Raw genomic sequence first — 21,804 nt, 5'->3', positions numbered from 1 at the left:
GACATTGAACATGGCAAACAACCTCATCTCCCTGATGGCCGCTCCGAAGCATGGCCATTACGACGCTATCGTCGTCGGCGCGCGCTGCGCGGGCGCGGCGACGGCGATGCTGCTTGCGCGCGCCGGCCTCAAGGTGCTTGCGATCGACCGCAAGCCTTATGGATCCGACATGCTGTCGACGCATGCGCTGATGCGACCGGCCGTGTTGCAGCTTTGGCGCTGGGGTCTGCTCAAGCCGCTGCTCAAGGCCGGCACGCCGCTCATCGAGACGACGACCTTCCATTATGGCGACGAGGAGATCACCATCCCGCTCGCCGCTAGCTCGGACCTCCCCGGCCTCATCGCGCCGCGGCGCACCGTGCTCGACCGCATCCTGGTCGATGCGGCGCGCAAGGCCGGCGCGGAGATCCTGCACAAGGTCGCGGTCGGCGGTCTTTTTGCCGACACGCGTGGCCGCGTGCGCGGCATCGAGATCCGCGCCGCCGGCCGTACTGCCGTGCGGGTCAGCGCCGATATCGTCGTCGGCGCCGATGGCATCGGCTCGCTGGTGGCAAAATGCGTCGACGCCCAGCCCTTGCGGCGCGGCGCGGTGTCGGCTGCCCATGTCTATGGCTATGCGCCAGTCGAGCCGGGCGCCGGCTATCACTGGTACTTCCGCGACGGGATCGCCGGCTCGTTAATCCCGACCAATGACAGCCTCGCCTGCATCGTCGCTTCGGTGCCGACAGGCCTGTTCGACCAGCGCTTCCGCCTCGGCCACGCCCGCGCCCGGATGGATGTGCTCGAGACGCTTTCCCCGACACTGGCAGCACAGGCGGCGCGGGCACCCAAGGATGCGCGCCTGCAGGCGTTCCGCGGCGTGCCGGGCTATATCCGCCAGCCGCACGGCCCGGGCTGGGCGCTGGTGGGCGACGCCGGCTTCTTCCGCGATCCGATCACCTCGCACGGCATTTCCGACGCGCTGCGCGACGCCGAGAGCCTCGCGCGGGCAATCCTCAGTGGGTCCGAGGCAGCATTCGCGGTCTGGCAGCAGCAGCGCGACATGATCGCCAACCAGATCCTCGACACCACGGACGCCATCGCCGGCTTCGATTGGACCCTTGACGATCTCGGCGAGCGGCATCGCCGATTCAGCGCCGTCCTGAAGGCCGAGGTGCAGGCGCTGGCCGGGCAACCCATGCCGGCCCGCCGCGCTACCGCATCGAAGCCCTCGACCTATCGAGCGCCGGCCAACCAGGACGGGCCGCCGGCCGATTTTTCCCGCAACCGAACTGGAGCAAGACCATGACTGTGCATGTGATGAAGGACGGGTGGATCGGTGTCATCAAGGGCCGGCCAAAGGTGGGCGCCTTTGCCGAACGCTCGCGGCGCACGCAGCCGCAGGATATCGACGCCTTTGCCGAGATGACCGGCGATCGTAATCCGCTGCATTACGACAAGGCGCTGGCCGAGGCTTCGGTCTTCGGCAAGCTCATCGTGCAGGGCGGCGTCACGTCCGGCATCCTGAACGCGGTGGTCGCGGAAGACCTCCCCGGCCCCGGCTCGGTGTTCCTCGAAGTCTCGTGGAAATTCGTCAAGGCGGTCGGCGTCGGCGAAATGATCACCGGCCGCGTCGAGGTCAAGGACGTGCGCGCCGACAAGCCGATCACGAAGCTGGAGACATCGGTGCGCAACGAAGCGGGCGAGCTTTGCCTCACCGGCACCGCGACGGTGTTCACCGTGCCGCTCATCAGCGGCTGAGCGCTTCGCAAGTACCTGGTTATCCCCCCGTCGTCTCGGCGATGAAGGCGCGGACGTGGTCGATGAACTCTTCGAAGGCGGGCTCGCCTTCGAGCAGGATATGGTTCTGGCTATCGAGCTCGATGAAGCGCGCGCCGGGAATGCCGGCGGCCATGGTGCGGCCCGACTCCACCGGCGCTACGTTGTCGTCGCGCGCGTGCAGCACCAGCGTCGGCACATGCACCTTTTCCAGCAAGTCGCTGACATCGATCACCGAAAAGGCGTTCTGAAGACGCCAGGCATCGTCGGGTGAGACGGTGCGCAGCATCAAATCGTCCATCCAGGCGAAATGCTCGTGCGTGGCGCCGGGGATGAACATGGAACAGAAGGCCTGGCGAAACATCGGGTTCGACTTGCCCCAGCTCTCGTGCATCAGCGTCGCCACGGCCTCGCGCGTCGCGATCTCGCCGGCATCGCCGCGCGCCCGCCAGCCTTTGACGTAGCCGCCGTAGAGGATCATGCCCGACACTCTCTCGGGGTGGCGGATGGCATAGGCGATCGAAACCGCGCAGCTCTGCGACAGGCCGAGCAAGGTAAAGCGGTCGAGCCCGGTTGCCTCGACCACGCATTCGAGGTCCGACACCATGGTTTCGAACGAGATGTCGACGACGTGCCTTTGCGACAGGCCATTGCAGCGCTCGTCATAGCGCACCAGCCGGTTGTGACGTGACAATTCCCGCATCCAATGCCGCCAGATCGGGCTGTCCCAGTCGAAGGTGAGATGCGACATCCAGTGCGCGGCGCGCAGGATCGCCGGCCCGCTGCCGGTGCTGGCATGGGCGAGCCTGGTGCCGTCGAGAGCCCGACAGAACTGCACGGCGCGGCCGGAATCCTGCGGCGACGCGGCAGGCTTCGACGGCGGCGCGAGGGGAGCGGACTGCGGCGCGCGTCCCGTGGCTTGAGCGGCGGCCGACCGAACCTTGTCCTCCAGCGCCTCGATCTCGGCGGCGATGCTGGCGTCGTCGGGCGTCAGGCGGCGCAGACGCTGGGCGAACGGCAGCGCACGTCGCGGCTCATTCTCCAGGCGCTCGACCAGCTCGCGCAGGATGCCAAGCTCGACGATCTCGACCTCGCTGCCGATGGCCTGCCGCCAGGCTTCATAGTCGAAGCAGCGTTCGAGCGAGAGATCGGCGAGAAAGCCGCCTCGGATCGAGGCCAGGACCGCTTCGAGCTCCTCGGTCGAGCGTGATGAAAGATCGGCCTTCACCAGCGGCGCCAGCCGCGTATAGTCCGTTTCGACATTGAGCGCGACAGCATTGCGATCGGCGGCAAGAACGGATTCGTCGGCGCCCAGCACCTGGCGGATCTTCGACAGGCTCCAGCGCAAGGCGCCGCGCGGATCGTCCGGGATGTCCCAAAATATCTCGCACAGCCGCTCGCGCTGGTGCTGCCTGGCGGTGACGGCGAGGTAGGCGAGCAGCGCCCGCGTCTTGCGCGATGGCGGCAGGTGAAGCGGCTCGCCGTCGCGCGTGACCTGAAAATCGCCAAGCACGCGCAGTTCCAGCATGTGCTGACCGCCGTTCATGCGTCCACGCGCTTGTCGATCGCCATGATCCCCTTCGGCCTTGGCCGACGCTGCGAAGGGGCAGCCAATAGCAAAATTGGCTAATTTAGGAAAGCTTGGTCAGGACGGCTCACCGCCTGAGGAACCAGATCGACTTGGCGGCTCGGGCAGCCGCATATGTCGATCAAGGCACGTGGCCGCTCGTTCACGCCTTTGCCGGAACCGGCCTCGACTTGGTCGCCGTCGCCAGCACGACCCCGACCACGATGAAGGCCGCGCCGAGCAGATCGTAATCGTGCAGGCTCTCGCCGAGCAGCAGATAGGCGAGCACGGCGACGAACAAGGTCTGCAGATAGAGCAACATGCTTGCCCGGCTGGCGCCGAGCGTCTCCACGCTTTGGTTATAGAGATAGTACATCAGCGCGCCGCCGGGACCCGCCAGATAGGCAAGCGCGAGAAGGCCGTCGGCATTCAAGGCGGAGCGCTCGTCGTTGAAGATTTCCCAAAGGTGGAACGGCAGCGCCACCAGCGCGCCGGCGCCAAGCAGAAGGACCACCAGCGGCAGGAGCTCGAGGCCGAATTTTGAGCGGCGCAGCAGCACCGTATAGAGCGCCCAGCAGAAGGCGCTGCCGACGATCCACAATTCGCCGATGTTGAAGCGCAGTTGCACCAGCGCGTCCAGCTTGCCATGCGCGACGATCACCAGCATGCCGGCAAGTGCTGCAACCGCGCCGAGCGACTTCCAGAGCCCGAGCGGCTCGCCTAGCACGAGACGCGCCAGCACCATGGTCATGATCGGCGACATCGCCATGATGATGCCGGCCGTGGTGGCGTCGGTGTCGTTGAGGCCATGGTAGATCATCCCTTGGCAGAGCGTCAGGCCGATGGCGCCGACGGCGACGATCTCCAGCGGCCGCGATTTGAGCAGCGCCAGCATGGCGCCGTGATGCCGGTGCACGATCGGCAACAGGATGGCGCAGGCGAGCGCCAGCCGCCAGAAGCACAGTCCCCAAGGCGGCATTTCCGGTGCCACCCACTTTGCCGCGATATAGACGCCGGCCGAAAGCAGCCAGCACAACACGGCGGCGGGATAACCAGCCAGCGATATCGCTCGAGCGACCGGCGCTTCCGCCGGATGCGCTATCGGTATCGCCTGCATCGCATGCCCCCCACTCCATGAAGGTCAATCCCAGTCGCAGCCGACAGTCTACCTCATGACGGGAGTGTTACATAGTCGGCCCGGCAAAAGCGTACGCGGCAGGGATCAATGCGACGTGTCGCCGGCCATATGCAGAAGATCCCAGGCCGAGCCGACGCGCCCATGGAACTGCGATGCGAAGCGTTTGGCTTCGATGTCCTCGAGGCCGTCCTCGACAAGGGCCTCGATGCTCCGCCGCAGCAAGGCGAGCTGCATCTGCCGCGCATGTCTTGCGTCGGTTTCGCGCATGATGGCCGTGACGTGATATGCCACGACCGGCTGGCCAAGACAGGACAGGAGCGCGCTCGACCCCGCCGTCGCTGCAGTGACCGCTTCCTCGATATTCATTCCGGCGCTCCCTCATCTAAGATGCTGGGCGCCTCCCCGGCAGACGGCGACGGTATCCGCCGCTCTTTTCTAATTTTCGGCAGTCGCGAGATCATCGCTGGCGGCCGAAATCAGTATCCTCCAGAACCCTATTAAAGGCGACTGGATAGTTAATCGATGGTTAACGGGAACGCTCGCATCTTACGCGTCAGGGGCCAGCTTGATGCATCGGTCAGTGACCGAGGACGTTGCGCTCGGCCGACGGCGCCAGGCTCTGCGAACCGGGCACCGAAACCGGCGCACCCTGAAGCACCCAGTCGGCCGCGATCTGGCCGATCACAGGGGCGAGCTGGATGCCATAGCCGCCGGCGCCGGCAGCGGTGATCAGCGTCGGCTCCGAGGCATCGAATGGTCCGACGAAGGGGCGATGGTCGGCGGTGACGGGATAAAGGCCCGCCCACCCCCGGCCGAGTCGCGCGCCCGGCAGGTCGGGCACGCGTTCCAAAAGCAGCTCGGCCAGATCGACCTTCGACTGCTCCTCGCACTGGTCGTTGTAATTGTCGGGGTCCTCCGGCGCGATCGAATTCACTTTGTGGATTTCGGCGATCAGCTCGCCTGGTTTTTCGTGGCGGAAGTTGAGCCCGCTGCCTTCGCCGTTCACGAGGTCCATCACCATCGGCATCGTGTAGCCGAGCGGCTCGTCAAGATGGATGACGACGGCCTCGTGGCGCTCGGGCCAGATGTGGAGGCGCTGGCCGAAAAGCGCGGCGACCTGCGGCGCCCAGGCGCCGCCCGCATTGACCACGACATCGCAATCGATCAGTCGTCGCTCGCGATCGACCGGGCCGCCATCGGTTTCCAGCGTGTAGCCGCCCGGGCGCCGTTGCACCCCGACCAGCTTGCGGTACTGACGGATTTCGCCGCCCTTGGCGCGGACGATGCCCGCAAGGAAATTGCACATCTCATGCGGATCGAGAAAACCGTTGTCGGGCCCGAACAATCCGCCTTCGAGCCCGTCAGGATTGATGTGCGGAACGATTTCCGTGAGTCCGTTGGCATGGATCAGGCGCGAACTAAGACCCGCTTCGCCCTGAACCTCAACCGATTTGGCGAAGAGCTCCATTTGGGCGGGCGTGCGGGCCAGCCGCAGATAGCCGATATGGTTGAACCGAAGCCCCTCGCCTTCCCATTCGCGGAACCGGCGCAGCGAATGGACGCGCAGCATGATCTCGAACGGGTCGGTGAATTGCGATCCGACGACGCCGACGGACCGGCCGCTCGACCCCGAGGCAATCGAGTGCGCTTCGAGCACGGTCACGCGCGCGCCCTGCTCGACGAGGTTGAGCGCCGTGCACATGCCCAGCGTGCCGGCTCCGATCACCACGACATGAGGAGAAGCTGTCATCTGTGGTCCGCCTGCTTTCACGACTGCGCGGCGACGTCGCCCAAGGTCTCGTCGATCGCTTGAAGAATGGCGCTGGCATCTTCCTCGGTCATCGGCGTCGACAGCGCGAACAGGCCGTAGCTGGCGGACAGAACGCCGCGGCCAAGCAAACCCTTGTGGAAGGTGTCGAACTTCCTGTGCTCGGCCGGCCCTGGGTAGATCGAGCGGTAATCCGTGACGGGATGCGACGTGAAATGAACCTTGAACAGCGAGCCAAGGCCGACGCATTGGCCTGCAAGTCCATGCTTTTCGAATGAGGCGGTAATCCCTTCGCGCAACGATGCGCCAAGCCGATCAAGATGGGCAAAACTTTCTTTCGTCAGCGCCCGCATCGAGGCAAGGCCGGCGCGCATGGTCACCGGATTGGCGGTGAAGGTGCCGCCATGCGGCAGTGCGGGCTGGCCTGCGGTTGGATCGAACACCGCCATGATATCGGCGCGCCCGCCGACGGAGCCGACCGGAAAGCCGCCGCCGATGAGCTTGCCCAGCGCCGTCAGGTCGGGCTCGATGCCCCACAGCCCTTGCGCGCCAGACCAGCCCAGCCGAAACGAGATGACCTCGTCGAAGATCACCAGCGCGCCCGCCGCATGGGCGGTCTCGACCATGGCCTGAAGATAGTCACGACGCGCCGGTATGAGGCCGGCACGGTTGGGCATCGGGTCGATCAGCACGGCCGCGATGCTGTCGCCCTCGGCGGCTAAGACGGCGCGCAGCGCCTCGGTGTCGTTGAAGGGCACGGCAATAACATCGTCCAGCACGCCGCGCGGCGTGCCCTTTGCATAGGGCGTCGACCTGGGCAGGTCGCCCCAGTTCGCCGGTGAGGAGTCCAGGCTGACTTCGGCGAAATCGTAGGATCCGTGATAGGCGCCTTCGATCTTGACGATCTTCGGCCGCGCAGTGAAGGCGCGCGCAGCCTTGATCGCCATCATCACACCCTCGGTGCCGGAGTTGGTGAAGCGGATCTGGTCGACGGAGGGCAGCCGCTCGACCAGCAGCTCGGCAAGCTCGATCTCGCTCAGCGTCGGGGCGCCGAAAGCGGTGCCGAAGGGCAGCTGCTCGACGACGGCCGCGGTGACATCGGGATGCGCGTAGCCATGGATCATCGCGGTGAAATTGTTGATGCAATCGTAATAGGCATTGCCGTCGACGTCCCAGACCCTGCACCCCTCGCCGCGCGCGGCGTAGATCGGAAACGGATCGACGAAGACCGTGGTGCGCGTATTGCCGCCCGGCATCACCTTCCTGGCGCGCTCGAACAGGGTTTTCGATCCAGGCATGGCGTCGGGATAATGCGGCATGGCGTTCCGAAGGCGAATTCGACTGTTGAAACAGCGGCGCGCCGCTCGTCACGAAGCTACGGCTCGTTTGCGCGCCGGCGCAATCGGCCAGACCGGTCATGCGACCCGACCAGGGTTATCGCGGACCCTCATCATTTTGCGCAGCAGCAACCGCGCGCTTAGACTGCCCGACATTGATCAGCCCGCCATCGAGAAGTTCTGCTCCGAGACGATCAATCATGACATGTAGTCCATTTGGATGATGCATCCTGCCCCTAAAGGCGTACCTGGTATAAGCAGCCCGTCAACTGCGCAAAATACAAGTTGTCCAAGCTGTAGATGGAGTTCAACACGGAGCGAACCGCCAAGACCGAAAATCTTAATTTTGCGCACGCACAGCCGCTATGACGTGTTTCTTGAGCATCGCGAAGAATACCGGCAGACAGAGGACCGTGGCCAGTGACGTCCATACATGGATCTTACGAGGAGTTCGAAGACGACCCGCGCCCGGCGTGGGTTCGCTTCAGCATGCGCCACTGGAGGTGGAGCGCCGTTCCCGGATGCATCCTCCTCTTGGCGGCGGTATCTCCCCCAGACAACAGCGCCGAAATCCAGCAACAGATCGCGGCAGCGCGAGGCGAACTGGCGTCGACAAAAGCGCAACTGGGCCTGAGTCAGGATGCCGAGCGCACAGCAAGCGCCCAGGCAAGGCTGTTGGCCAGCACCTCCGCAGAGCAGACAAAGGCCCTGAGAGAGGCGAACCAAAGCAACGGAACCCTCAAACTCGATCTGGAAGCGGCGCAGCGCGTCATCAAAGACTTGAAGGCACAGTTGATTTCTGCAAACGAAGCACGCAACGCTGTGGAAGCGTCCCTGGGCGAGGCAAATCAATCGGTTGCCGAAGAGCGCCATAAGGTCGAACAATTCGAGCACGAACTCGCCATGGCTCGCCAGGCCGGCGAGGCCGATCAGAAACGCGCAAATCTGGCTGCGGCCGAGCGGGCCACCGCCCTAAAGGACCTCCAGCTCGCGGTTACTGCCGCAAAGCATGTCAACCAGGCATTGGATCTGGAACACACGCGCGCGGTTTCGGCCGCAAGCGATGCCGATGACGCCCGTCGGGAAAGAGACGCCGCGAAGCAGGCATCTGCCGACTTGAACGCAGCGCTGGAGCAGGAGCGTCAAAAGCTGACCGACATGTCCGTCGCTCTCACCGCTGCGCGAAAGGCGATCGATCTCGTCAAGGCGCAAAGCGCGCGCCGCACAGCGCAGACGGAGCGCGCGCCTGGGACGCGTTCCGCCGCGGTTTCACTTGCCAGCCAGGATGGCCAAGCTGTCCGCCGAACAGGCTTGCAGGATAAGAACAGAGCGAAGATCCCAAGACCACCGAAACGGGTTCTGGTGGCGACGACGATCACTCTCCCCGACGCGTTGCTTCCGACCCCACCTCGATGATGATGGTCGGGAGTACATTTGGATTGGCAGGAACGCATGCCCAGGAGGGGTCCTGAAATGGGCAAATACGTGGCGGTCGCTTTGATGATCGCAGCCGCTACCGGACCGGCGGCCGCCCTTGATGTCGGCGGTGGCGGCAAGGTCGGCGGCATTGGCGTCGGCGCTGGACTGGGCGCCGGATCACAAGGTGTCTCCGCTGGCTTGGGGGCAAATGTGGGCAGCGCAAGCGTTGGCGCGTCGGTGAGCTCAGGCGGCGTCAGCCTTGGCGCGTCGGCAGGCGCAGGAGGGGCGAGCCTTGGCGCGTCCGCGAATGCTGGTACCGGGTCGATTGGCGCCAGCGTTTCGACGGGTGACGCTGCAGGCAGCGCAAGCGCCGGCGTGTCGACGAATGCCGGCACCGCAACGTCAGGCACCGGGGACACCGCGCCTCCCGACAACCCCACCGTTTTCTCCGCCAGAAGCGCGACAACCGCGATCAGCCTGCCATCCATCCTCAAACCCTCCAGCACCGGTGGCGGGGAGTTCGGGCGGTTTGGAGCGGGCTATCCTTTTGCGCCCCTTGTATCGTTGAAAGCGAAGCCAGGCACGCCGCCCAAAGTCGTGAGCGCTTGCCGCGCGGCGATCATGTCGGTCACGACGCCGCTTGGTGCTGTGCGCGTATTCGCGGTCAGTGCCGGTCCGATGCGCCAACGCAAAGCCGGTCTGGCGGCGCCGATCGAGGTGCGAATAAACTATGCGCTTCCAGGCGGCATCCAAGTGCGACAAGCGAAGGTCCTGTGTCGTCTTGGTGCGACGGGGAAAGTCATCGCTGTGACATAGAAACCAGCTTGCCGAAGTCGTGCACAGGGACCGCTACTTGGCAACGTCATTCGCCAAAACCCGATTCGGGTGCCTGAGATGGGTCGGCGTGATGCCGGCCTGCTGGCGAAAGACGCGGCTGAAATGGCCGGCATTGGCAAAGCCGCAGCGATAGGCGATCTCGCCGATCGCGAGTTCGCTGCCTTCCAGCAGCGACCTGGCGTAGTGCACCCTGAGCGCCAGATAGGCGGCCATCGGGCCGATGCCGAGCTCGGTGCCGAACAAGCGCTCGAGCTGGCGGCGCGAGCAGTTCTGCCTGGCGGCGATCTCGGCGATCGGGATCGGCTCCTGAAGATTGCTTTCCATCAGGAGCAGCGCCCGCTTCACCGCGCGGCTCGCGGCCGCTGGAAAAAGATCGCCGACCGGCTGCACGTCGCGGCTGGAGCGGATGCGGTCGAGCACCAGGATCTTGGCCGCCTTCTCCGCCGCCTTCCGGCCGATGAATTGCGAGACGAAATAGCCGGCAAGGTCGGCCGCGCCCGTGCCGCCGGCGCAAGTGGCGCGGCCGCGGTCGACGGAATAGAGGCTGTCGGCATGGGCGTTCACATCGGGGAACTCGGCGCGAAAATCCTTGATGTGAAACCAGCTGACCGCGGCGCTGTAGCCGTCGAGCAGGCCGTAGCGCGCCAGCACGAAGCTGCCGGTGCAGAGCGCGGTGAGCGGCACGCCCTTCTGCGCAGCGCGCAACAGGAACGCCTCCTTTTCCGAACTCAGCTTGCGGCTGGTGTCGAGCAGGCCGCCGACCACCACGACATTGTCGAAATCCTCCGGATTGCCCATCGCCTTGGTCGGCAGCAATTCGACGCCGCAGCTGGCGCGGATCGGCAGGCCGCGCTCGCCGACGATCTCCCAGTCGAACTCGATCCTGCGGCTGCGGTCGCCCTCGTCGCCGGCGAGCCTCAGCGTGTCGATGAACAGCGACAGCGGCGACAAGGTGAAATCGCGCACCAAAAGAAATGCGAATTTCTTGGCCATGCTTTTGCGAGCCGACGCCCCCTGCCTTGTCTCAAAGCCATCTTCGACCATTCCGCACGGTCGGCGCTGCTTCGCCAACGCCGCCACGCAGGCAATAGGCGACGCGCATGGCGTTAATCGCATGAATGGCTCCGCCGGGCGATTGCCGCATCCGGCTCTGTCGCGCTGCCTGCCCCTGGCCCGCCCTCTGGGCGCATCTGGAATAGGGCTCTGGCCCAACCCGGACATGCACGAACGGGATGGCCATTATAACCAGACGCTTTATAACGGGCGATCCGATTATGACCACCAAGGGGAGACGATGCGTTACATACGTCCGCTTTCAATCGAAGATGCCGTTGGCGAGCTCGCCAAGGCGGTAGGCCCGGCCGCGATCCTGGCCGGGGGCAGCGACCTTTTGGTGAGGATGAAGGGCGGCTTCATCGAGCCCGAGCTGATCGTCGACATCAAGGCGATCGGCGGCCTGGCCGACATCGCCGAAACGGCCGACGGTTTTCGGATCGGTGCCGCGGTGCCCTGCGCGGTGCTGGGCGAGAACAAGGCGCTCCGCAAGGCGTGGCCCGGCGTGGTCGAGGCGGCCAATTTGATCGGCTCCAAGCAGGTGCAGGGCCGCTGCACCATCACCGGCAATCTGTGCAATGCCTCGCCCGCCGCCGACAGCGTGCCGGCGCTGGTCGCGGCCGCGGCACAAGCAGTCGTCGCCGGGCCCTCGGGCAAGCGCACGATTGCCGTGGAAGCCGTGCCGACCGGACCCGGCCGCACGTCTCTGGCCAAGGGCGAGATGATCGAAGCGATCCTGCTCGACAAGCGGCCTGAGCATGCGGGCGACGCCTATCTGCGCTTCATTCCGCGCACCGAGATGGACATCGCGGTGGTGAGCGCCGGCGTCAACCTGACGCTGGACGAGAAGGGCGCGATCAAGACCGCCCGCGTGGCGCTCGGCGCCGCCGCACCCACGGTGCTTCTGGTCGAGGAAGCCGGGCAAGTGCTGATCGGCTCGAAGCTCGACGAAGAGACGCTGGAGCGGCTGGCGAAGATCTGCGCCGGCGCCTGCCGCCCGATCGACGACAAGCGCGGCACCATCGAATTCAGACGGAAAGTCGCGGGCGTGCTGGCACAGAGAGCCGCAACGACCGCCTACAAGCGTGCGGGAGGCAAATAATGGCCGGTATAGCTGTATCAACCACGATCAACGGCGACGCCGTCGAGTATCTGTGCCAGCCCGATGAGACGCTGCTGGACGTGCTGCGCGACCGGCTGGGGCTGACCGGCGCCAAGGAAGGCTGCGGCACCGGCGACTGCGGCGCCTGCAGCGTCATAGTCGACGGCAGGCTGGTCTGCTCCTGCCTGGTGCTGGGCGCGGAAGCCGAGGGCCGCAAGGTCGAGACCATCGAGGGCATGGCGCATGGCGACCAGCTGCATCCGCTGCAGCAGAAGTTTCTGGAGCATGCGGCCTTGCAATGCGGCATCTGCACGCCGGGCTTCCTGATCGCGGCCAAGGACCTGCTGGAGAAGAACCCCTCGCCCACCGAGGAGGAAATCCGCTTTGGGCTGGCCGGCAATCTCTGCCGCTGCACCGGCTATGACAAGATCGTGCGCGCCGTCCAGGATGCGGCAAACGTGATGAAGGGAGCCTGATCATGAACTTCGATCCGCGCTACTCCGGACGCAATTTCTCCTCGGTCGGCACGCGGCCGGTCCGCCCCGACGGCGTCGACAAGGTGACGGGACGCGCCCGCTACGGTGCCGACTTCAACATGGCCGGCCAGCTCGTCGGCCGGATCCTGCGCAGCCCGCACGCGCATGCGGTGATCAAAAGCATCGACACGTCGAAGGCGGAAAAGCTCGCCGGCGTGAAGGCGGTGATCACGGCCAAGGACCTGCCCGACCTCACCGACGGCGATGCCGCCATGTACGACATCCTCGACAACTGCATGGCGCGCAAGAAGGCCCTCTATGACGGCCATGCGGTGGCCGCGGTGGCGGCGATCGACGCCCGCACCGCCCGCCAGGCGCTGAAGCTGATCGAGGTCGACTATGAGGTGCTGCCGCATGTCACCGATGTCGACGAGGCGGCCCAGCACCACGCGCCGCTGATCAACGACCAGGTCTATACCGAGGGCCTGGAGGAAAAGCCGGCCAAGCCCTCCAACGTCACCAAGCGCACCCAGTTCGGCCATGGCGATGTCCACAAGGGTTTCGCCGAGGCCGATTTCATCGTCGAGCGCTCGTTCAAGACCGAGCAGACGCATCAGGGCTATATCGAGCCGCATGCCTGCGTGGCGAGCGTCAACCCGGACGGCACGGCGGAGCTTTGGGTGTGCACGCAGGGCCATTTCGTCTACCGCCAGCATTGCGCCCAGCTGCTTGGGCTCGAAGCCTCGAAGCTGCGCGTCACCTCGTCGGAGATCGGCGGCGGCTTCGGCGGCAAGACCCATGTCTGGGCCGAGCCGGTGGCGCTGGCGCTGTCGCGCAAGGCCGGCCGTCCCGTAAAACTGGTGATGACCCGCGACGAGGTTTTTCGCGCCTCGGGCCCGACCAGCGCCACCTCGATCGACGTCAAGATCGGCGCGAGGAAAGACGGCACCATCACCGCGGCGGAAGCGACGCTGCGCTATAGCTGCGGCCCCTATGCCGGCTCCTGGGCCGAGATCGGCGCCATGACGGCCTTCGCCTGCTACAAGCTCGAGAACGTCAAGACCGTCGGCTACGAAGTGCTGGTCAATCGGCCCAAGACCGCGGCCTATCGCGCGCCCTCCGCGCCGATGGCCGCCTTTGCCGTGGAAAGCGCGGTGGACGAGCTCGCCAAGGAGCTCGGCATGGATGCGGTGGACTTCCGCATCAAGAACGCCGCGCAGGAAGGCACGCGCTCGTCCTACGGCCCGATCTACGGACCGATCGGCATCGGGCCGACGCTGGAGGCGGTGAAGAGCCATCCGCACATGAAGGCGCCGCTGAAAGCAAACCAGGGGCGCGGCATGGCCTGCGGCTTCTGGTTCAACTTCGGCGGCCAGACCTGCACGGATCTGAACATCGGCATGGACGGCACGGTCTCGCTGGCCGTCGGCACCGTCGATGTCGGCGGGTCCCGCGCCTCGCTGTCGCTGGTGGCGGCGGAGGAGCTCGGCATCGACTACTCCAACGTCAAGGCGATCGTCGCCGACACGTCTTCGCTGGGCTACAACGACATGACCGACGGCAGCCGCGGCACCTTCTCCTCCTCGATGGCGACGATCTCGGCCGCGCGCAACGCGATCAAGATCCTCAAGGATCGCGCCGCGCAGATGTGGGACATCCCGGTGGAGGACGTGACCTGGGAAAAGGGCCACGCCATCGCCAAGGGCGAGAAATACGGCAACCTCTCGCCGCTGTCGCTGAAGGACATCGCGGCCAAGTCGGGTACGACCGGCGGGCCGATCGCCGGCCATAGCGAGCTCGTCGCCGACGGCGCCGGCGTGTCCTTCGCCACCCATATCTGCGACGTCGAGGTCGACCCCGAGACGGGCTCGACCAGGGTGATCCGCTACACGGTGGTGCAGGACGCCGGCAAGGCGGTGCACCCGACCTATGTCGAGGGTCAGTACCAGGGCGGCGCCGCGCAAGGCATCGGCTGGGCGCTCAACGAGGAGTATATCTACGGCAAGGACGGGCGGCTGCAGAACGCCGGCTTCCTCGACTACCGCATCCCGGTCTGCTCCGACCTGCCGATGATCGATACGCAGATCCTGGAAATCCCCAACCCCAACCACCCCTACGGCGTGCGCGGCGTGGGCGAAACCTCGATCGTGCCGCCGCTGGCGGCGATCGCCAACGCGGTGTCGAACGCGGTCGGCGTGCGCATGACCCACATCCCGATGTCGCCGCCGCGCATCCTGGCGGCGCTGGAGGCGGAGCGGGAAGGCTGAGAGGTATCCAAGCTAGGGCAAGGTGTGTTGAGATTCAGGTCAGGCCGAGCCGAGAATGATGGCTTCCGAGAACCGGAGCGGAGCGTACTTGACGTACGTGAGCACCGGAAGCGCAGGAAGCCGTCATTCGCAGGCCGGCCTCACCTGAATATCGACGCACCTTGAGGCGCTGATGGTCGAGGTCACCCTCTGGGGCTCGCTCAGCGCCGTCGCCGGCGGCAAGGCCAAGCACGAGATCGAGGCCAAGGACATAAGGGAGCTGTTCCGCAAGCTGGCGGAACAGTATCCCGGGATCGAGCCGTGGATCGATCGGGGAATCGCGGTGGCGATCGACGGGACGATTTATCGGGATACGTGGAGCAAGGAACTGCCGGAGGGGGCGGAGATTTTCCTGCTGCCGCGGCTGGCTGGAGGGTGAGTGAACCGGCGGCAGGCCGTCACACGCCCACCATCGGCTGTCGAGCCGCTCACGCAGTTCCTGCCGCCGTTTGACTTCGGCAACGGGCGGCGACGAATGCATCGACAGAACTGCTGCAGCACGCAGGCGTCCCAGACATAGGCGAAGATATCCGCAGCCACCTCCATCCGCGGGTTTCCTTGGCTGGCGCCATGATATTGGCACTGTCAAATTGAAACCGGCATGTCTGGCGACCGTGCCGGCCGCTTGGCCCTTACCGTCTAAGCCCGAAAAAGCTCAAGATGGCGAGAATGACGACGACGAGACCGATAAGATAGATAATGCTGTGCATTGGCAGGTCCTCCTATCGAGGACTAATAATTAGCACGCACTAATGTTCCAAGCAGGGCGGCTGCTCCAAGCGTCCGTCGTTCGGCAGGCACCCTGCATCCGGTCCGTGCCCGCCGCCGGTCAGGCTCGCGGGCACCACCCGCTTTCGAGCCGCTCATGATTATCGGGCTGGTTATCGGTTTGGCCGGTCTTCGCGCACAACGTTGTAGAGAAGAAGCCCCGCGGTCAAAGACACGACCGCACCCACCATGTCATGGCCGGTCAGCCCCGAATAGTACACAAAAGCGAATGCCAACTCGGCCATGGTTCCACCTGCGATCCTTGCTGAGAGAACCCTTAGGGCGCGCTAATGTTCCTATGGTTCGGCGCGGATCTCACCGCCGCTCCCCAGTTCGCATGGACGGCCATCCGATCGTTACGGATTGCCGCTGTGCTCGGAGCCGACTATGGCGGCCAGGATCGCTTCGTATGCGCTTCCGACTTCCTCTTCAATCTCGTCCTCGGCGATACCTGCCGCCCTGGCATCGGCGAACAGCTTGGCCGTCAGTTCGGCTACCGAGACGATGTCCGCGCCCACATTACCGCGCATCACATTATCGGTGATCCATCCGCCAAAGAACTCCGCGCCACGCTCGCTCATCCCCCCTGCTCTTTCAGAAAATGAGCTTCGCGAAGGAGCGAACCCCAGTCGGTTCCGATCGTCTCGATCAGCTCGCCGGCTTGCTCCTGGGTGATGCCGGCCTCCCTTGCCAGGCGCCCTGCAAGCAGCTCAAAGACAGCCTGGTCGCTCTCCCCCAGACTGCCTTCGCGATGCTGCAGCGCCTCGAAGATCACCTCGAAGACGCTCTCGATTTCCTCGTTGATCTCGCTGGCCGCGATGCCTTCGCGCTCGGCCGCCTTGATCATTTCGTCGGCGAGGTCGGCCACTGCGACGGGGTCATCCGTCATCACGTTCGGCAGATGCTCCGCCATCCATCTGTCGAAGAAGTCGAGACCTCGCCTGCTCATGTGGCCATAAGCGCGCGAGAAACATTAGGTTCCGCTGATACGGCCCTCGATCCGACTGAGGTCCCATTCGCCAGCGCATTGGTCCATCGCGCGAAACATAATCCCTGCAATCTCATTAGGGCTGCGCTGACGAGCAATCAGTCCCTTCATCGTCAGTTGGCTGGATCGCCCGCCACCTGCTCCCAGGTGGTGGGCATCCGCAGAAAGAACAGGGGCTGGGGACAGAGGTGGACAATGTCGATTTCCGAGGAGTTGCGGGACGTGAGTCTTCGCTATGAATGCCCGAATTGCCGCCGGCCGATCATCAGGAACGGTTCATGGTTCAAGTCGGTGAGCACCTTTCGGTGCGATGCCTGCAAGACCAAGCTCAGGCTTGGCTATTCGGCCAAGCTGGCGCTTTTCGAACGCCACGGCAAGGCGGCGTTTTCGGGGGTGTGACCTATGCGGATGAGTGCCCGCGAACCTTTTGCCGAGCAGCAGCTTCCTTTCCGAGAGCGGTGGGAGATGCCCCCGACGGCCGTAAACGACAACAGCGCGCTCCAACACGGCGATCTTTCCAATCTCGTCCCGGCCGATGACGGCCTTGCAAGGATCACCGCCAAAGCGGAGCGGATGGGCATTGCGGCGGCCGTGGCGATCGGCCTTTTCATCGGGCCGGTCGTGTTCACGTGCCTGATGCTGAGCGTGTGGAACGCGGCGTTGGACAGCAACGGAGGCAAGCATGATCGAGACTTCCAGGATCCTGGAAACCAAGGTGGCGGGCTTGCAAGACAGGCTGCGGGAAGCCAAGCTCAGCATGGATGACATGCTGGCCTTTCAAAAGGTCGCGGACGTGCTGGACAATGGCCATGGCGGCATCGACGTCGATGACCTGATCGCGCTTTCCTTTGTGGTGCCGGAGGAAGGTTGAGGGCGTAGGCGGGGCCTGAAGTCACCGGTCCACCTCAGTCCGCTTACTCGCATATTTGTCCCGCAAGCCTTGGTAAAACCCTTTCTGGCTCTCCTCGAACAGTACGACGAAAGGTCTACCCAACTGTTCTACCTTTCGCACCGCCGCAACGACTGTGGCGGCATCACTGAACGGAACGCCTAGGGCGCGCGAAATCGTGTCTGTGCACATGAACCAGAGATGTACGATGTCAGAGTGGATGCGAGCAGCCTGAGCGGCCGCTACTATCGATCTTTCAGGTTCAGGACGCGTAACCCGGTCGTGGGCCAAATCCAAGGCCGTCTTGTCGCCATGGACGAAATGGCTGGCCATACCGTACATGTGAAGCAACGACTTCACGTGCCGGACATCTTCTCCGGCACCCAAGCGTGAGAGCGTCTCAATTATCTCCGAGAACGACCACCGCTGCTCGATCGCTTTCCGGGCAGCCTTATTATGGCGATGTGACAGGTCGTTATAATCGGGATCGATCAGCGCCTCGAAAACGTCTCGATCGCCTTCGCCCTCACCAGGCGTGCCGAGCGCAAGTGCCGCCTTGCGTGCCCGCCGAATCGTGTGGATTGAATCGAAATCATCCCAAAATTCCGTCAGCAGTTTTTCCCGTTGACCGTTAGGCGACATCGTCAAGAGAAGGACCTTGGCGGCGGTTTCGTAGAATGCCCGCAAGACAATCTCGGCATCCCATGGCATCGACCAGCTGGCTAGCATCAACGTGGCTTGGCTTCGATCGCCCATCAGCCGTACGAGGCCATAAACGGTCTGCGAAAACGGCCCTTTCTCTGGATTGCTCTCGAAGATGAACCGGATCTCATCGCGGATCACAGTCACTGCCTCAAGTGAGGCGTCCTGCAGAGCAAGCAGCGACAAGCTTGGTTCTGGCTCATTGGTCATGATGACGCAAAGTGTCCTAATCCTAATGAGACCTATACTTATCAGGACGCCATCAGCCCCGCGCGTACCGAATCAAAAGAGGAGTCTTCAGCGAATACGGAGCGAGAGCTTGTTCTTGGTTTGCAGATTTCCAGCCGCGACGACCACAGTTTTTTCGGTTTGGGATAACCAAGCAGACTGTCCGCTTGCGTCCCCGAAGCAGACAATCGTTTCGGGCTTAAGCTCGACAGCAACAATTCACGCGCGTCCTCACACCCCCAGCGTCGGTTCCGTATTGACCTCCAGCGCCTCTTCCGCCTCGTCCTCCTCGCCGAGCACCTCGCCCTTCACCGGCAGCGCGTGGCCGATCCAGATCGGGTCGACCAGGTGGTCGCGCTTGGGGTTGGTGGTGTTGGGGTGGATGAGGATGCTGAGGCCGCCATGGTTCAGCATCAGCCAGGGGACCAGCGTGGCGAAGATCTGGGTGGCGAAGGAGACCTGGTACATGGCCTGCTCATGCGGGCCGACCGGCTCGTCGCGCCAGTTGCCGAGGCGCACGCGAAAACGCTCGCCGATGCGCTGGCGCAGCCATTCGGCCTGCCGGCGCTGCGCCTCATCGCCGTAATAGATGTGAGCGTGATAACTGGCGATTTCCGAAAGCGGCCTCGGATCGTGCGGCTTGGCTTGGTTCATCGCGATTCTCCCCTCCCCGATGGTTCCAGTCTGTCGTGCGGAACTCTAGGCGGTTCTTCGGTTCATGGAAACGGCGAGCCACTCTACAGACTGTTCAGTGTGGGCGCGTTTGGCCGTAATCGCAGACGCCGGCCCCGCTCCGCTCCGCCTCGGCGCTGCGCGCCGAGCCACCTGTCCCCACTTCGTCTACGGCATGCATGTTTCCAAGCGGCTGGCCTTTGGCGATGGCGTGCATGGCAGCTCGGCGCATGCATTGGCTAATGTAGCGCTGGTCGACCCCCACTCCGTCTCGGCTTCGCCGAGCCACCTCTCCCCCGATCGACGGGGAAGGCGCCAAGCTTTTTGCCGTCAACGCTCGTCCAGCAAGGCTCCCTTCCTTTCCCTCCGGAGGGGGGAAAGGTGGCGCTGCGAAGCAGCGACGGATTGGGGGAACCACCTGGCAGTCAAGCCTCGGCCTGATCAGTCGCGCCAGTCACAGAAGATATGCGCATAGCGTAGCCCACTTTGTGGGGCGAGGAACCCAGGCTTGCGAAGGCCGCGCGCTTGTCGGAGTGGGGAAGCGCCGCCGGGGATTACGCACGACGTCAGAGTGCCCTATCCCTTATCGCCGCCGCTGCCCCACAGCGCGCGCTGCAGCAGGCCTGGCGCGCGCTTCTTCGGCGCGAGCTCGACATCGCTCACCAGCCGCGCCCCGCCCTCGCGCCTCTCCAGCGTGATCTTTCGCGTGTGGAAGGCTTCCAGCTCGGCGCGGTGGGCGACGCTGATGATGGTGACCTGGGGCAGCACCTTGATCACCGTCCGCATCATCTTGTCCTGGCTCTTCTCGTCCAGCGCCGAGGTCGCCTCGTCGAGCACCACGATGTCCGGCGCGTGCAGCAGCAGGCGGGCAAAGGCGAGACGCTGCTTCTCGCCGCCCGACAGCGTCTGGTCCCAGGGCGCCTCTTCCTCCAGCCGGCTCTTCAGATAGCCGAGGCCCACCTTGTCGAGGGCCGAATTGATCTCTTTCGTCTTCCAGTTCTCGGCGGCGGCGGGATAGGCGGTGGCGCGGCGCAGCGTGCCGGACGGGATGTAGGGGCGCTGCGGCAGCATGAAGAGGCGCTTGCCCGGGTGGAAATCGACGCTGCCGCTGCCCCAGGGCCAGAGGCCTGCGATGGCGCGCACCAGCGTCGACTTGCCCGAACCGGATTCGCCCGAGACCAGCACGCGCTCGCCAGGCGCGATCTCCACCTCGGTTTCCTTGACCACGGCGGTGCCGTCATCGAGCGTCACGGAAACATTGTTGAGGCTGAGCATCGCGCCGTCTGCGGTCTCGCCGCGCTGGATGCGGCCGAGCTTGTCGTTCTCCTCGGCGCGCTCCAGCCCGTCCAGCGACATCATCAGCGAGGCGATGCGGTGGGCCGAGGCGTTCCAGTCGGCCAGGCGCGGATAATTGTCGACCAGCCAGCCGAAGGCGCCCTGCACGATGGCGAAGGCGGAGGCCGCCTGCATCACCTGGCCCAGCGTCATCGAGCCGTCGAGGAATTTCGGCGCGCATAGAAGCACCGGCACCACCGGCGCGAACAGGCTGGAGCCTTGCGAAACCAGTGCCGTGCGCATGTGCTGGCCGGTGAGCCGCGCCCAGCGGCCGAGCACGCCGGCGAAGGTGCGGTCGATGCCGGCGTTCTCCTCCTCCTCGCCGCCCAGCAGCGCGATGCTCTCGCCATTCTCGCGCACGCGCGTCAGCACGTAGCGAAACTCGGCCTCGGCCTGGTTCTTGTCCTCGGAAAGCTGGACGAAACGGCGGCCGATGGCGAACATCGAGGTCGAGGTGATCGCCGCGTAGATGACCGCGGTGACGACGAGGAAGCCGGGCACGGTGATGGTGGAACCGCCCAGCGAAAAGCTCAGCGCGCCGCCGATCGTCCATAGCACCACGATGAAGGTCGAGGCCGACAGGAAGGCGTTGAGGACGCCGGCGATGAAGTCGACCGGCGATTCGGTGGCGATGCGCAGATCCTCGGTGAGGCGAGCCTCCGGGTTGGCATGGTCGCCCTTGACGAGGTTGAGCTGGTAGTAGCGGCCGCTGGCCAGCCAGCGCTGGATGACGGCCGTGGTCAGCCAGGAGCGCCAGCGGCGCTGCATGGTCATGCGCAGGTACACTTGCGCGACCACCAGGCTGATGCTGCCGGCGACCAGCGGCAGGAAGACGGCGCTCAACCAGTAGACGGTGTGCGCGTCGCGCAGCTCGATGGCGTCGAAGATCGCGCGGTTCCAGCGGTTGATGCCGTATTGGAAGCCGACATTGACGCAGATCAGCGTGAGCAGCCCGATCGTCAGCGGCCAGGCAAGCCTGTCGCCGCGCAAACCCCAATAGCCGCGCCCGCTGATCCAGAAGCGCCGCAGCAGATATCTCTTGCGCGCCCGCACGGCCTCCTCGGGCGAAAGCTCGGGATCCGGCTCGATCGCCTCGGGCGGCGGCGACCCGGCATGGCCGATGGCTTCCGGCGCGGCGTCGGCGGATGCCTTTTCTTCGGCCTCGCCGGCCTGCGGCTTGCGTTGCTGCGCCTTGTCGTCTTTCAGCCGGTCTTCGTGCCGTGTGTCTTCCCGCGCCCGCTCGGCGCGCGGCTTCGGGGCGCCACGCGGTTCCGACTGGCGCGGCTTGTCCTGGCGCGGCGGCGCCGAACGCGGCTTGCTTGCACCGCGCTGCGTGGCGCTGTCGGCCGGTTTCGGTTTGTGCTTGGCCGGGGACATCGCGCCACAACGGCCCAAAAATCAAAAGGTTTCACGCGGGCCGCGGCTACCCTGTCCTTCCGACGCCGGTTGCCCGCCAAGTCA

General features: G+C 64.8%; 21 protein-coding genes. 10 read left to right on the top strand and 11 right to left on the bottom strand.

Annotated features, from left to right (window positions below):
* The first annotated feature begins 10 nt into the window (after positions 1–10).
* Both CK219_RS18865 and CK219_RS18860 read left to right on the top strand, forming a co-directional pair.
* Positions 11–1,288, top strand: coding sequence for an NAD(P)/FAD-dependent oxidoreductase (locus CK219_RS18865; RefSeq protein WP_095768260.1), 1,278 nt, complete (start codon positions 11–13; stop codon positions 1,286–1,288).
* Positions 1,285–1,740 (top strand): MaoC family dehydratase, encoded by a 456-nt coding sequence (locus CK219_RS18860; RefSeq protein ID WP_095768259.1) that lies wholly within the window; start codon positions 1,285–1,287, stop codon positions 1,738–1,740. Before CK219_RS18865 ends, CK219_RS18860 begins: the two co-directional genes overlap by 4 nt.
* A gap of 19 nt (positions 1,741–1,759) precedes the next feature.
* Here CK219_RS18860 and CK219_RS32210 read toward each other — a convergent pair whose 3' ends face one another.
* The 5 genes from CK219_RS32210 to CK219_RS18835 all read right to left on the bottom strand — a co-directional run bounded on the left by CK219_RS32210 (position 1,760) and on the right by CK219_RS18835 (position 7,550).
* Positions 1,760–3,304: an alpha/beta fold hydrolase gene (locus CK219_RS32210; RefSeq protein ID WP_245340525.1), complete on the bottom strand. Its 1,545-nt coding sequence runs from the start codon at positions 3,302–3,304 to the stop codon at positions 1,760–1,762.
* 184 nt (positions 3,305–3,488) lie between these two features.
* Positions 3,489–4,442: an EamA family transporter gene (locus CK219_RS18850; RefSeq protein ID WP_095768258.1), complete on the bottom strand. Its 954-nt coding sequence runs from the start codon at positions 4,440–4,442 to the stop codon at positions 3,489–3,491.
* Positions 4,443–4,547: 105 nt separating this feature from the next.
* Entirely contained in the window at positions 4,548–4,829 is a 282-nt protein-coding gene (locus CK219_RS18845; RefSeq protein ID WP_095768257.1) for a hypothetical protein, read from the bottom strand.
* Between the two features lie 211 nt (positions 4,830–5,040).
* Complete coding sequence (locus tag CK219_RS18840) at positions 5,041–6,213, bottom strand: FAD-binding oxidoreductase (RefSeq protein WP_095768256.1); 1,173 nt, start codon at positions 6,211–6,213, stop codon at positions 5,041–5,043.
* A 17-nt stretch (positions 6,214–6,230) separates the two neighbouring features.
* Positions 6,231–7,550, bottom strand: a complete 1,320-nt coding sequence (locus tag CK219_RS18835) for an aspartate aminotransferase family protein (protein WP_095768255.1) — start codon at positions 7,548–7,550, stop codon at positions 6,231–6,233.
* 552 nt (positions 7,551–8,102) lie between these two features.
* On the opposite strand from CK219_RS18835, the gene CK219_RS18825 reads away from it, so the two are divergent.
* Both CK219_RS18825 and CK219_RS18820 read left to right on the top strand, forming a co-directional pair.
* The gene (locus CK219_RS18825) at positions 8,103–8,984 is read left to right on the top strand and encodes a hypothetical protein (RefSeq protein WP_141245378.1); all 882 of its coding nucleotides are present in this window, start codon (positions 8,103–8,105) and stop codon (positions 8,982–8,984) included.
* A gap of 57 nt (positions 8,985–9,041) precedes the next feature.
* Positions 9,042–9,803, top strand: a complete 762-nt coding sequence (locus CK219_RS18820) for a hypothetical protein (protein WP_095768252.1) — start codon at positions 9,042–9,044, stop codon at positions 9,801–9,803.
* A gap of 33 nt (positions 9,804–9,836) precedes the next feature.
* Here CK219_RS18820 and CK219_RS18815 read toward each other — a convergent pair whose 3' ends face one another.
* Positions 9,837–10,817, bottom strand: a complete 981-nt coding sequence (locus tag CK219_RS18815; protein WP_095768251.1) for a GlxA family transcriptional regulator — start codon at positions 10,815–10,817, stop codon at positions 9,837–9,839.
* Positions 10,818–11,118: 301 nt separating this feature from the next.
* On the opposite strand from CK219_RS18815, the gene CK219_RS18810 reads away from it, so the two are divergent.
* The 4 genes from CK219_RS18810 (at position 11,119) to CK219_RS18795 (ending at position 15,140) form a co-directional block, all read left to right on the top strand.
* Complete coding sequence (locus CK219_RS18810; RefSeq protein ID WP_095768467.1) at positions 11,119–11,979, top strand: xanthine dehydrogenase family protein subunit M; 861 nt, start codon at positions 11,119–11,121, stop codon at positions 11,977–11,979.
* Positions 11,979–12,455, top strand: a complete 477-nt coding sequence (locus CK219_RS18805; protein WP_095768250.1) for a (2Fe-2S)-binding protein — start codon at positions 11,979–11,981, stop codon at positions 12,453–12,455. The genes CK219_RS18810 and CK219_RS18805 overlap by 1 nt, the downstream gene beginning before the upstream one ends.
* Positions 12,456–12,457: 2 nt before the next feature.
* A complete protein-coding gene (locus CK219_RS18800; RefSeq protein WP_095768249.1) occupies positions 12,458–14,722 on the top strand; it encodes a xanthine dehydrogenase family protein molybdopterin-binding subunit in 2,265 nt (754 codons plus the stop codon).
* A 172-nt stretch (positions 14,723–14,894) separates the two neighbouring features.
* Positions 14,895–15,140 (top strand): MoaD/ThiS family protein, encoded by a 246-nt coding sequence (locus tag CK219_RS18795; RefSeq protein WP_095768248.1) that lies wholly within the window; start codon positions 14,895–14,897, stop codon positions 15,138–15,140.
* A gap of 745 nt (positions 15,141–15,885) precedes the next feature.
* On the opposite strand, the gene CK219_RS18790 is transcribed toward CK219_RS18795, so the two are convergent.
* Both CK219_RS18790 and CK219_RS32205 read right to left on the bottom strand, forming a co-directional pair.
* Positions 15,886–16,110, bottom strand: coding sequence for a DUF768 domain-containing protein (locus CK219_RS18790; RefSeq protein WP_095768247.1), 225 nt, complete (start codon positions 16,108–16,110; stop codon positions 15,886–15,888).
* Positions 16,107–16,442 (bottom strand): hypothetical protein, encoded by a 336-nt coding sequence (locus CK219_RS32205; RefSeq protein WP_245340524.1) that lies wholly within the window; start codon positions 16,440–16,442, stop codon positions 16,107–16,109. Before CK219_RS32205 ends, CK219_RS18790 begins: the two co-directional genes overlap by 4 nt.
* A 297-nt stretch (positions 16,443–16,739) precedes the next feature.
* Between CK219_RS32205 and CK219_RS18775 the strand changes: the two genes are divergently transcribed.
* Positions 16,740–16,916 (top strand): hypothetical protein, encoded by a 177-nt coding sequence (locus CK219_RS18775; protein WP_224548393.1) that lies wholly within the window; start codon positions 16,740–16,742, stop codon positions 16,914–16,916.
* 3 nt (positions 16,917–16,919) lie between these two features.
* Positions 16,920–17,282 carry a hypothetical protein gene (locus CK219_RS31720; protein ID WP_176477067.1) on the top strand — a complete coding sequence of 121 codons (363 nt, stop codon included), beginning with the start codon at positions 16,920–16,922 and terminating at the stop codon, positions 17,280–17,282.
* Between the two features lie 127 nt (positions 17,283–17,409).
* On the opposite strand, the gene CK219_RS18765 is transcribed toward CK219_RS31720, so the two are convergent.
* The 3 genes from CK219_RS18765 to CK219_RS18755 all read right to left on the bottom strand — a co-directional run bounded on the left by CK219_RS18765 (position 17,410) and on the right by CK219_RS18755 (position 21,720).
* Entirely contained in the window at positions 17,410–18,318 is a 909-nt protein-coding gene (locus CK219_RS18765; RefSeq protein ID WP_095768244.1) for a DUF5677 domain-containing protein, read from the bottom strand.
* Positions 18,319–18,567: 249 nt separating this feature from the next.
* Positions 18,568–18,990 carry a DOPA 4,5-dioxygenase family protein gene (locus CK219_RS18760; protein WP_095768243.1) on the bottom strand — a complete coding sequence of 141 codons (423 nt, stop codon included), beginning with the start codon at positions 18,988–18,990 and terminating at the stop codon, positions 18,568–18,570.
* 594 nt (positions 18,991–19,584) lie between these two features.
* Positions 19,585–21,720: an ABC transporter ATP-binding protein/permease gene (locus CK219_RS18755; RefSeq protein WP_095768242.1), complete on the bottom strand. Its 2,136-nt coding sequence runs from the start codon at positions 21,718–21,720 to the stop codon at positions 19,585–19,587.
* Positions 21,721–21,804: the final 84 nt, after the last annotated feature.

The organism is Mesorhizobium sp. WSM4313 (genome assembly GCF_002294725.1).
Taxonomy (GTDB): Bacteria; Pseudomonadota; Alphaproteobacteria; order Rhizobiales; family Rhizobiaceae; genus Mesorhizobium.
This window is presented reverse-complemented; position numbering and strand designations above follow the sequence as displayed.

Excerpts from the sequence above, each read along its gene's own strand:
- CK219_RS32210 (WP_245340525.1), bottom strand. The coding sequence starts at position 3,304 with ATGAACGGCGGTCAGCACATGCTGGAACTGCGCGTGCTTGGCGATTTT.
- CK219_RS18845 (WP_095768257.1), bottom strand. The coding sequence starts at position 4,829 with ATGAATATCGAGGAAGCGGTCACTGCAGCGACGGCGGGGTCGAGCGCG.
- CK219_RS31720 (WP_176477067.1), top strand. The coding sequence starts at position 16,920 with ATGCGGATGAGTGCCCGCGAACCTTTTGCCGAGCAGCAGCTTCCTTTC.
- CK219_RS18795 (WP_095768248.1), top strand. The coding sequence starts at position 14,895 with ATGGTCGAGGTCACCCTCTGGGGCTCGCTCAGCGCCGTCGCCGGCGGC.
- CK219_RS18860 (WP_095768259.1), top strand. The coding sequence starts at position 1,285 with ATGACTGTGCATGTGATGAAGGACGGGTGGATCGGTGTCATCAAGGGC.
- CK219_RS18755 (WP_095768242.1), bottom strand. The coding sequence starts at position 21,720 with ATGTCCCCGGCCAAGCACAAACCGAAACCGGCCGACAGCGCCACGCAG.
- CK219_RS18760 (WP_095768243.1), bottom strand. The coding sequence starts at position 18,990 with ATGAACCAAGCCAAGCCGCACGATCCGAGGCCGCTTTCGGAAATCGCC.
- CK219_RS32205 (WP_245340524.1), bottom strand. The coding sequence starts at position 16,442 with ATGGCGGAGCATCTGCCGAACGTGATGACGGATGACCCCGTCGCAGTG.
- CK219_RS18820 (WP_095768252.1), top strand. The coding sequence starts at position 9,042 with ATGGGCAAATACGTGGCGGTCGCTTTGATGATCGCAGCCGCTACCGGA.
- CK219_RS18810 (WP_095768467.1), top strand. The coding sequence starts at position 11,119 with ATGCGTTACATACGTCCGCTTTCAATCGAAGATGCCGTTGGCGAGCTC.
- CK219_RS18790 (WP_095768247.1), bottom strand. The coding sequence starts at position 16,110 with ATGAGCGAGCGTGGCGCGGAGTTCTTTGGCGGATGGATCACCGATAAT.
- CK219_RS18850 (WP_095768258.1), bottom strand. The coding sequence starts at position 4,442 with ATGCAGGCGATACCGATAGCGCATCCGGCGGAAGCGCCGGTCGCTCGA.
- CK219_RS18805 (WP_095768250.1), top strand. The coding sequence starts at position 11,979 with ATGGCCGGTATAGCTGTATCAACCACGATCAACGGCGACGCCGTCGAG.
- CK219_RS18865 (WP_095768260.1), top strand. The coding sequence starts at position 11 with ATGGCAAACAACCTCATCTCCCTGATGGCCGCTCCGAAGCATGGCCAT.
- CK219_RS18765 (WP_095768244.1), bottom strand. The coding sequence starts at position 18,318 with ATGACCAATGAGCCAGAACCAAGCTTGTCGCTGCTTGCTCTGCAGGAC.
- CK219_RS18800 (WP_095768249.1), top strand. The coding sequence starts at position 12,458 with ATGAACTTCGATCCGCGCTACTCCGGACGCAATTTCTCCTCGGTCGGC.
- CK219_RS18835 (WP_095768255.1), bottom strand. The coding sequence starts at position 7,550 with ATGCCGCATTATCCCGACGCCATGCCTGGATCGAAAACCCTGTTCGAG.
- CK219_RS18815 (WP_095768251.1), bottom strand. The coding sequence starts at position 10,817 with ATGGCCAAGAAATTCGCATTTCTTTTGGTGCGCGATTTCACCTTGTCG.
- CK219_RS18840 (WP_095768256.1), bottom strand. The coding sequence starts at position 6,213 with ATGACAGCTTCTCCTCATGTCGTGGTGATCGGAGCCGGCACGCTGGGC.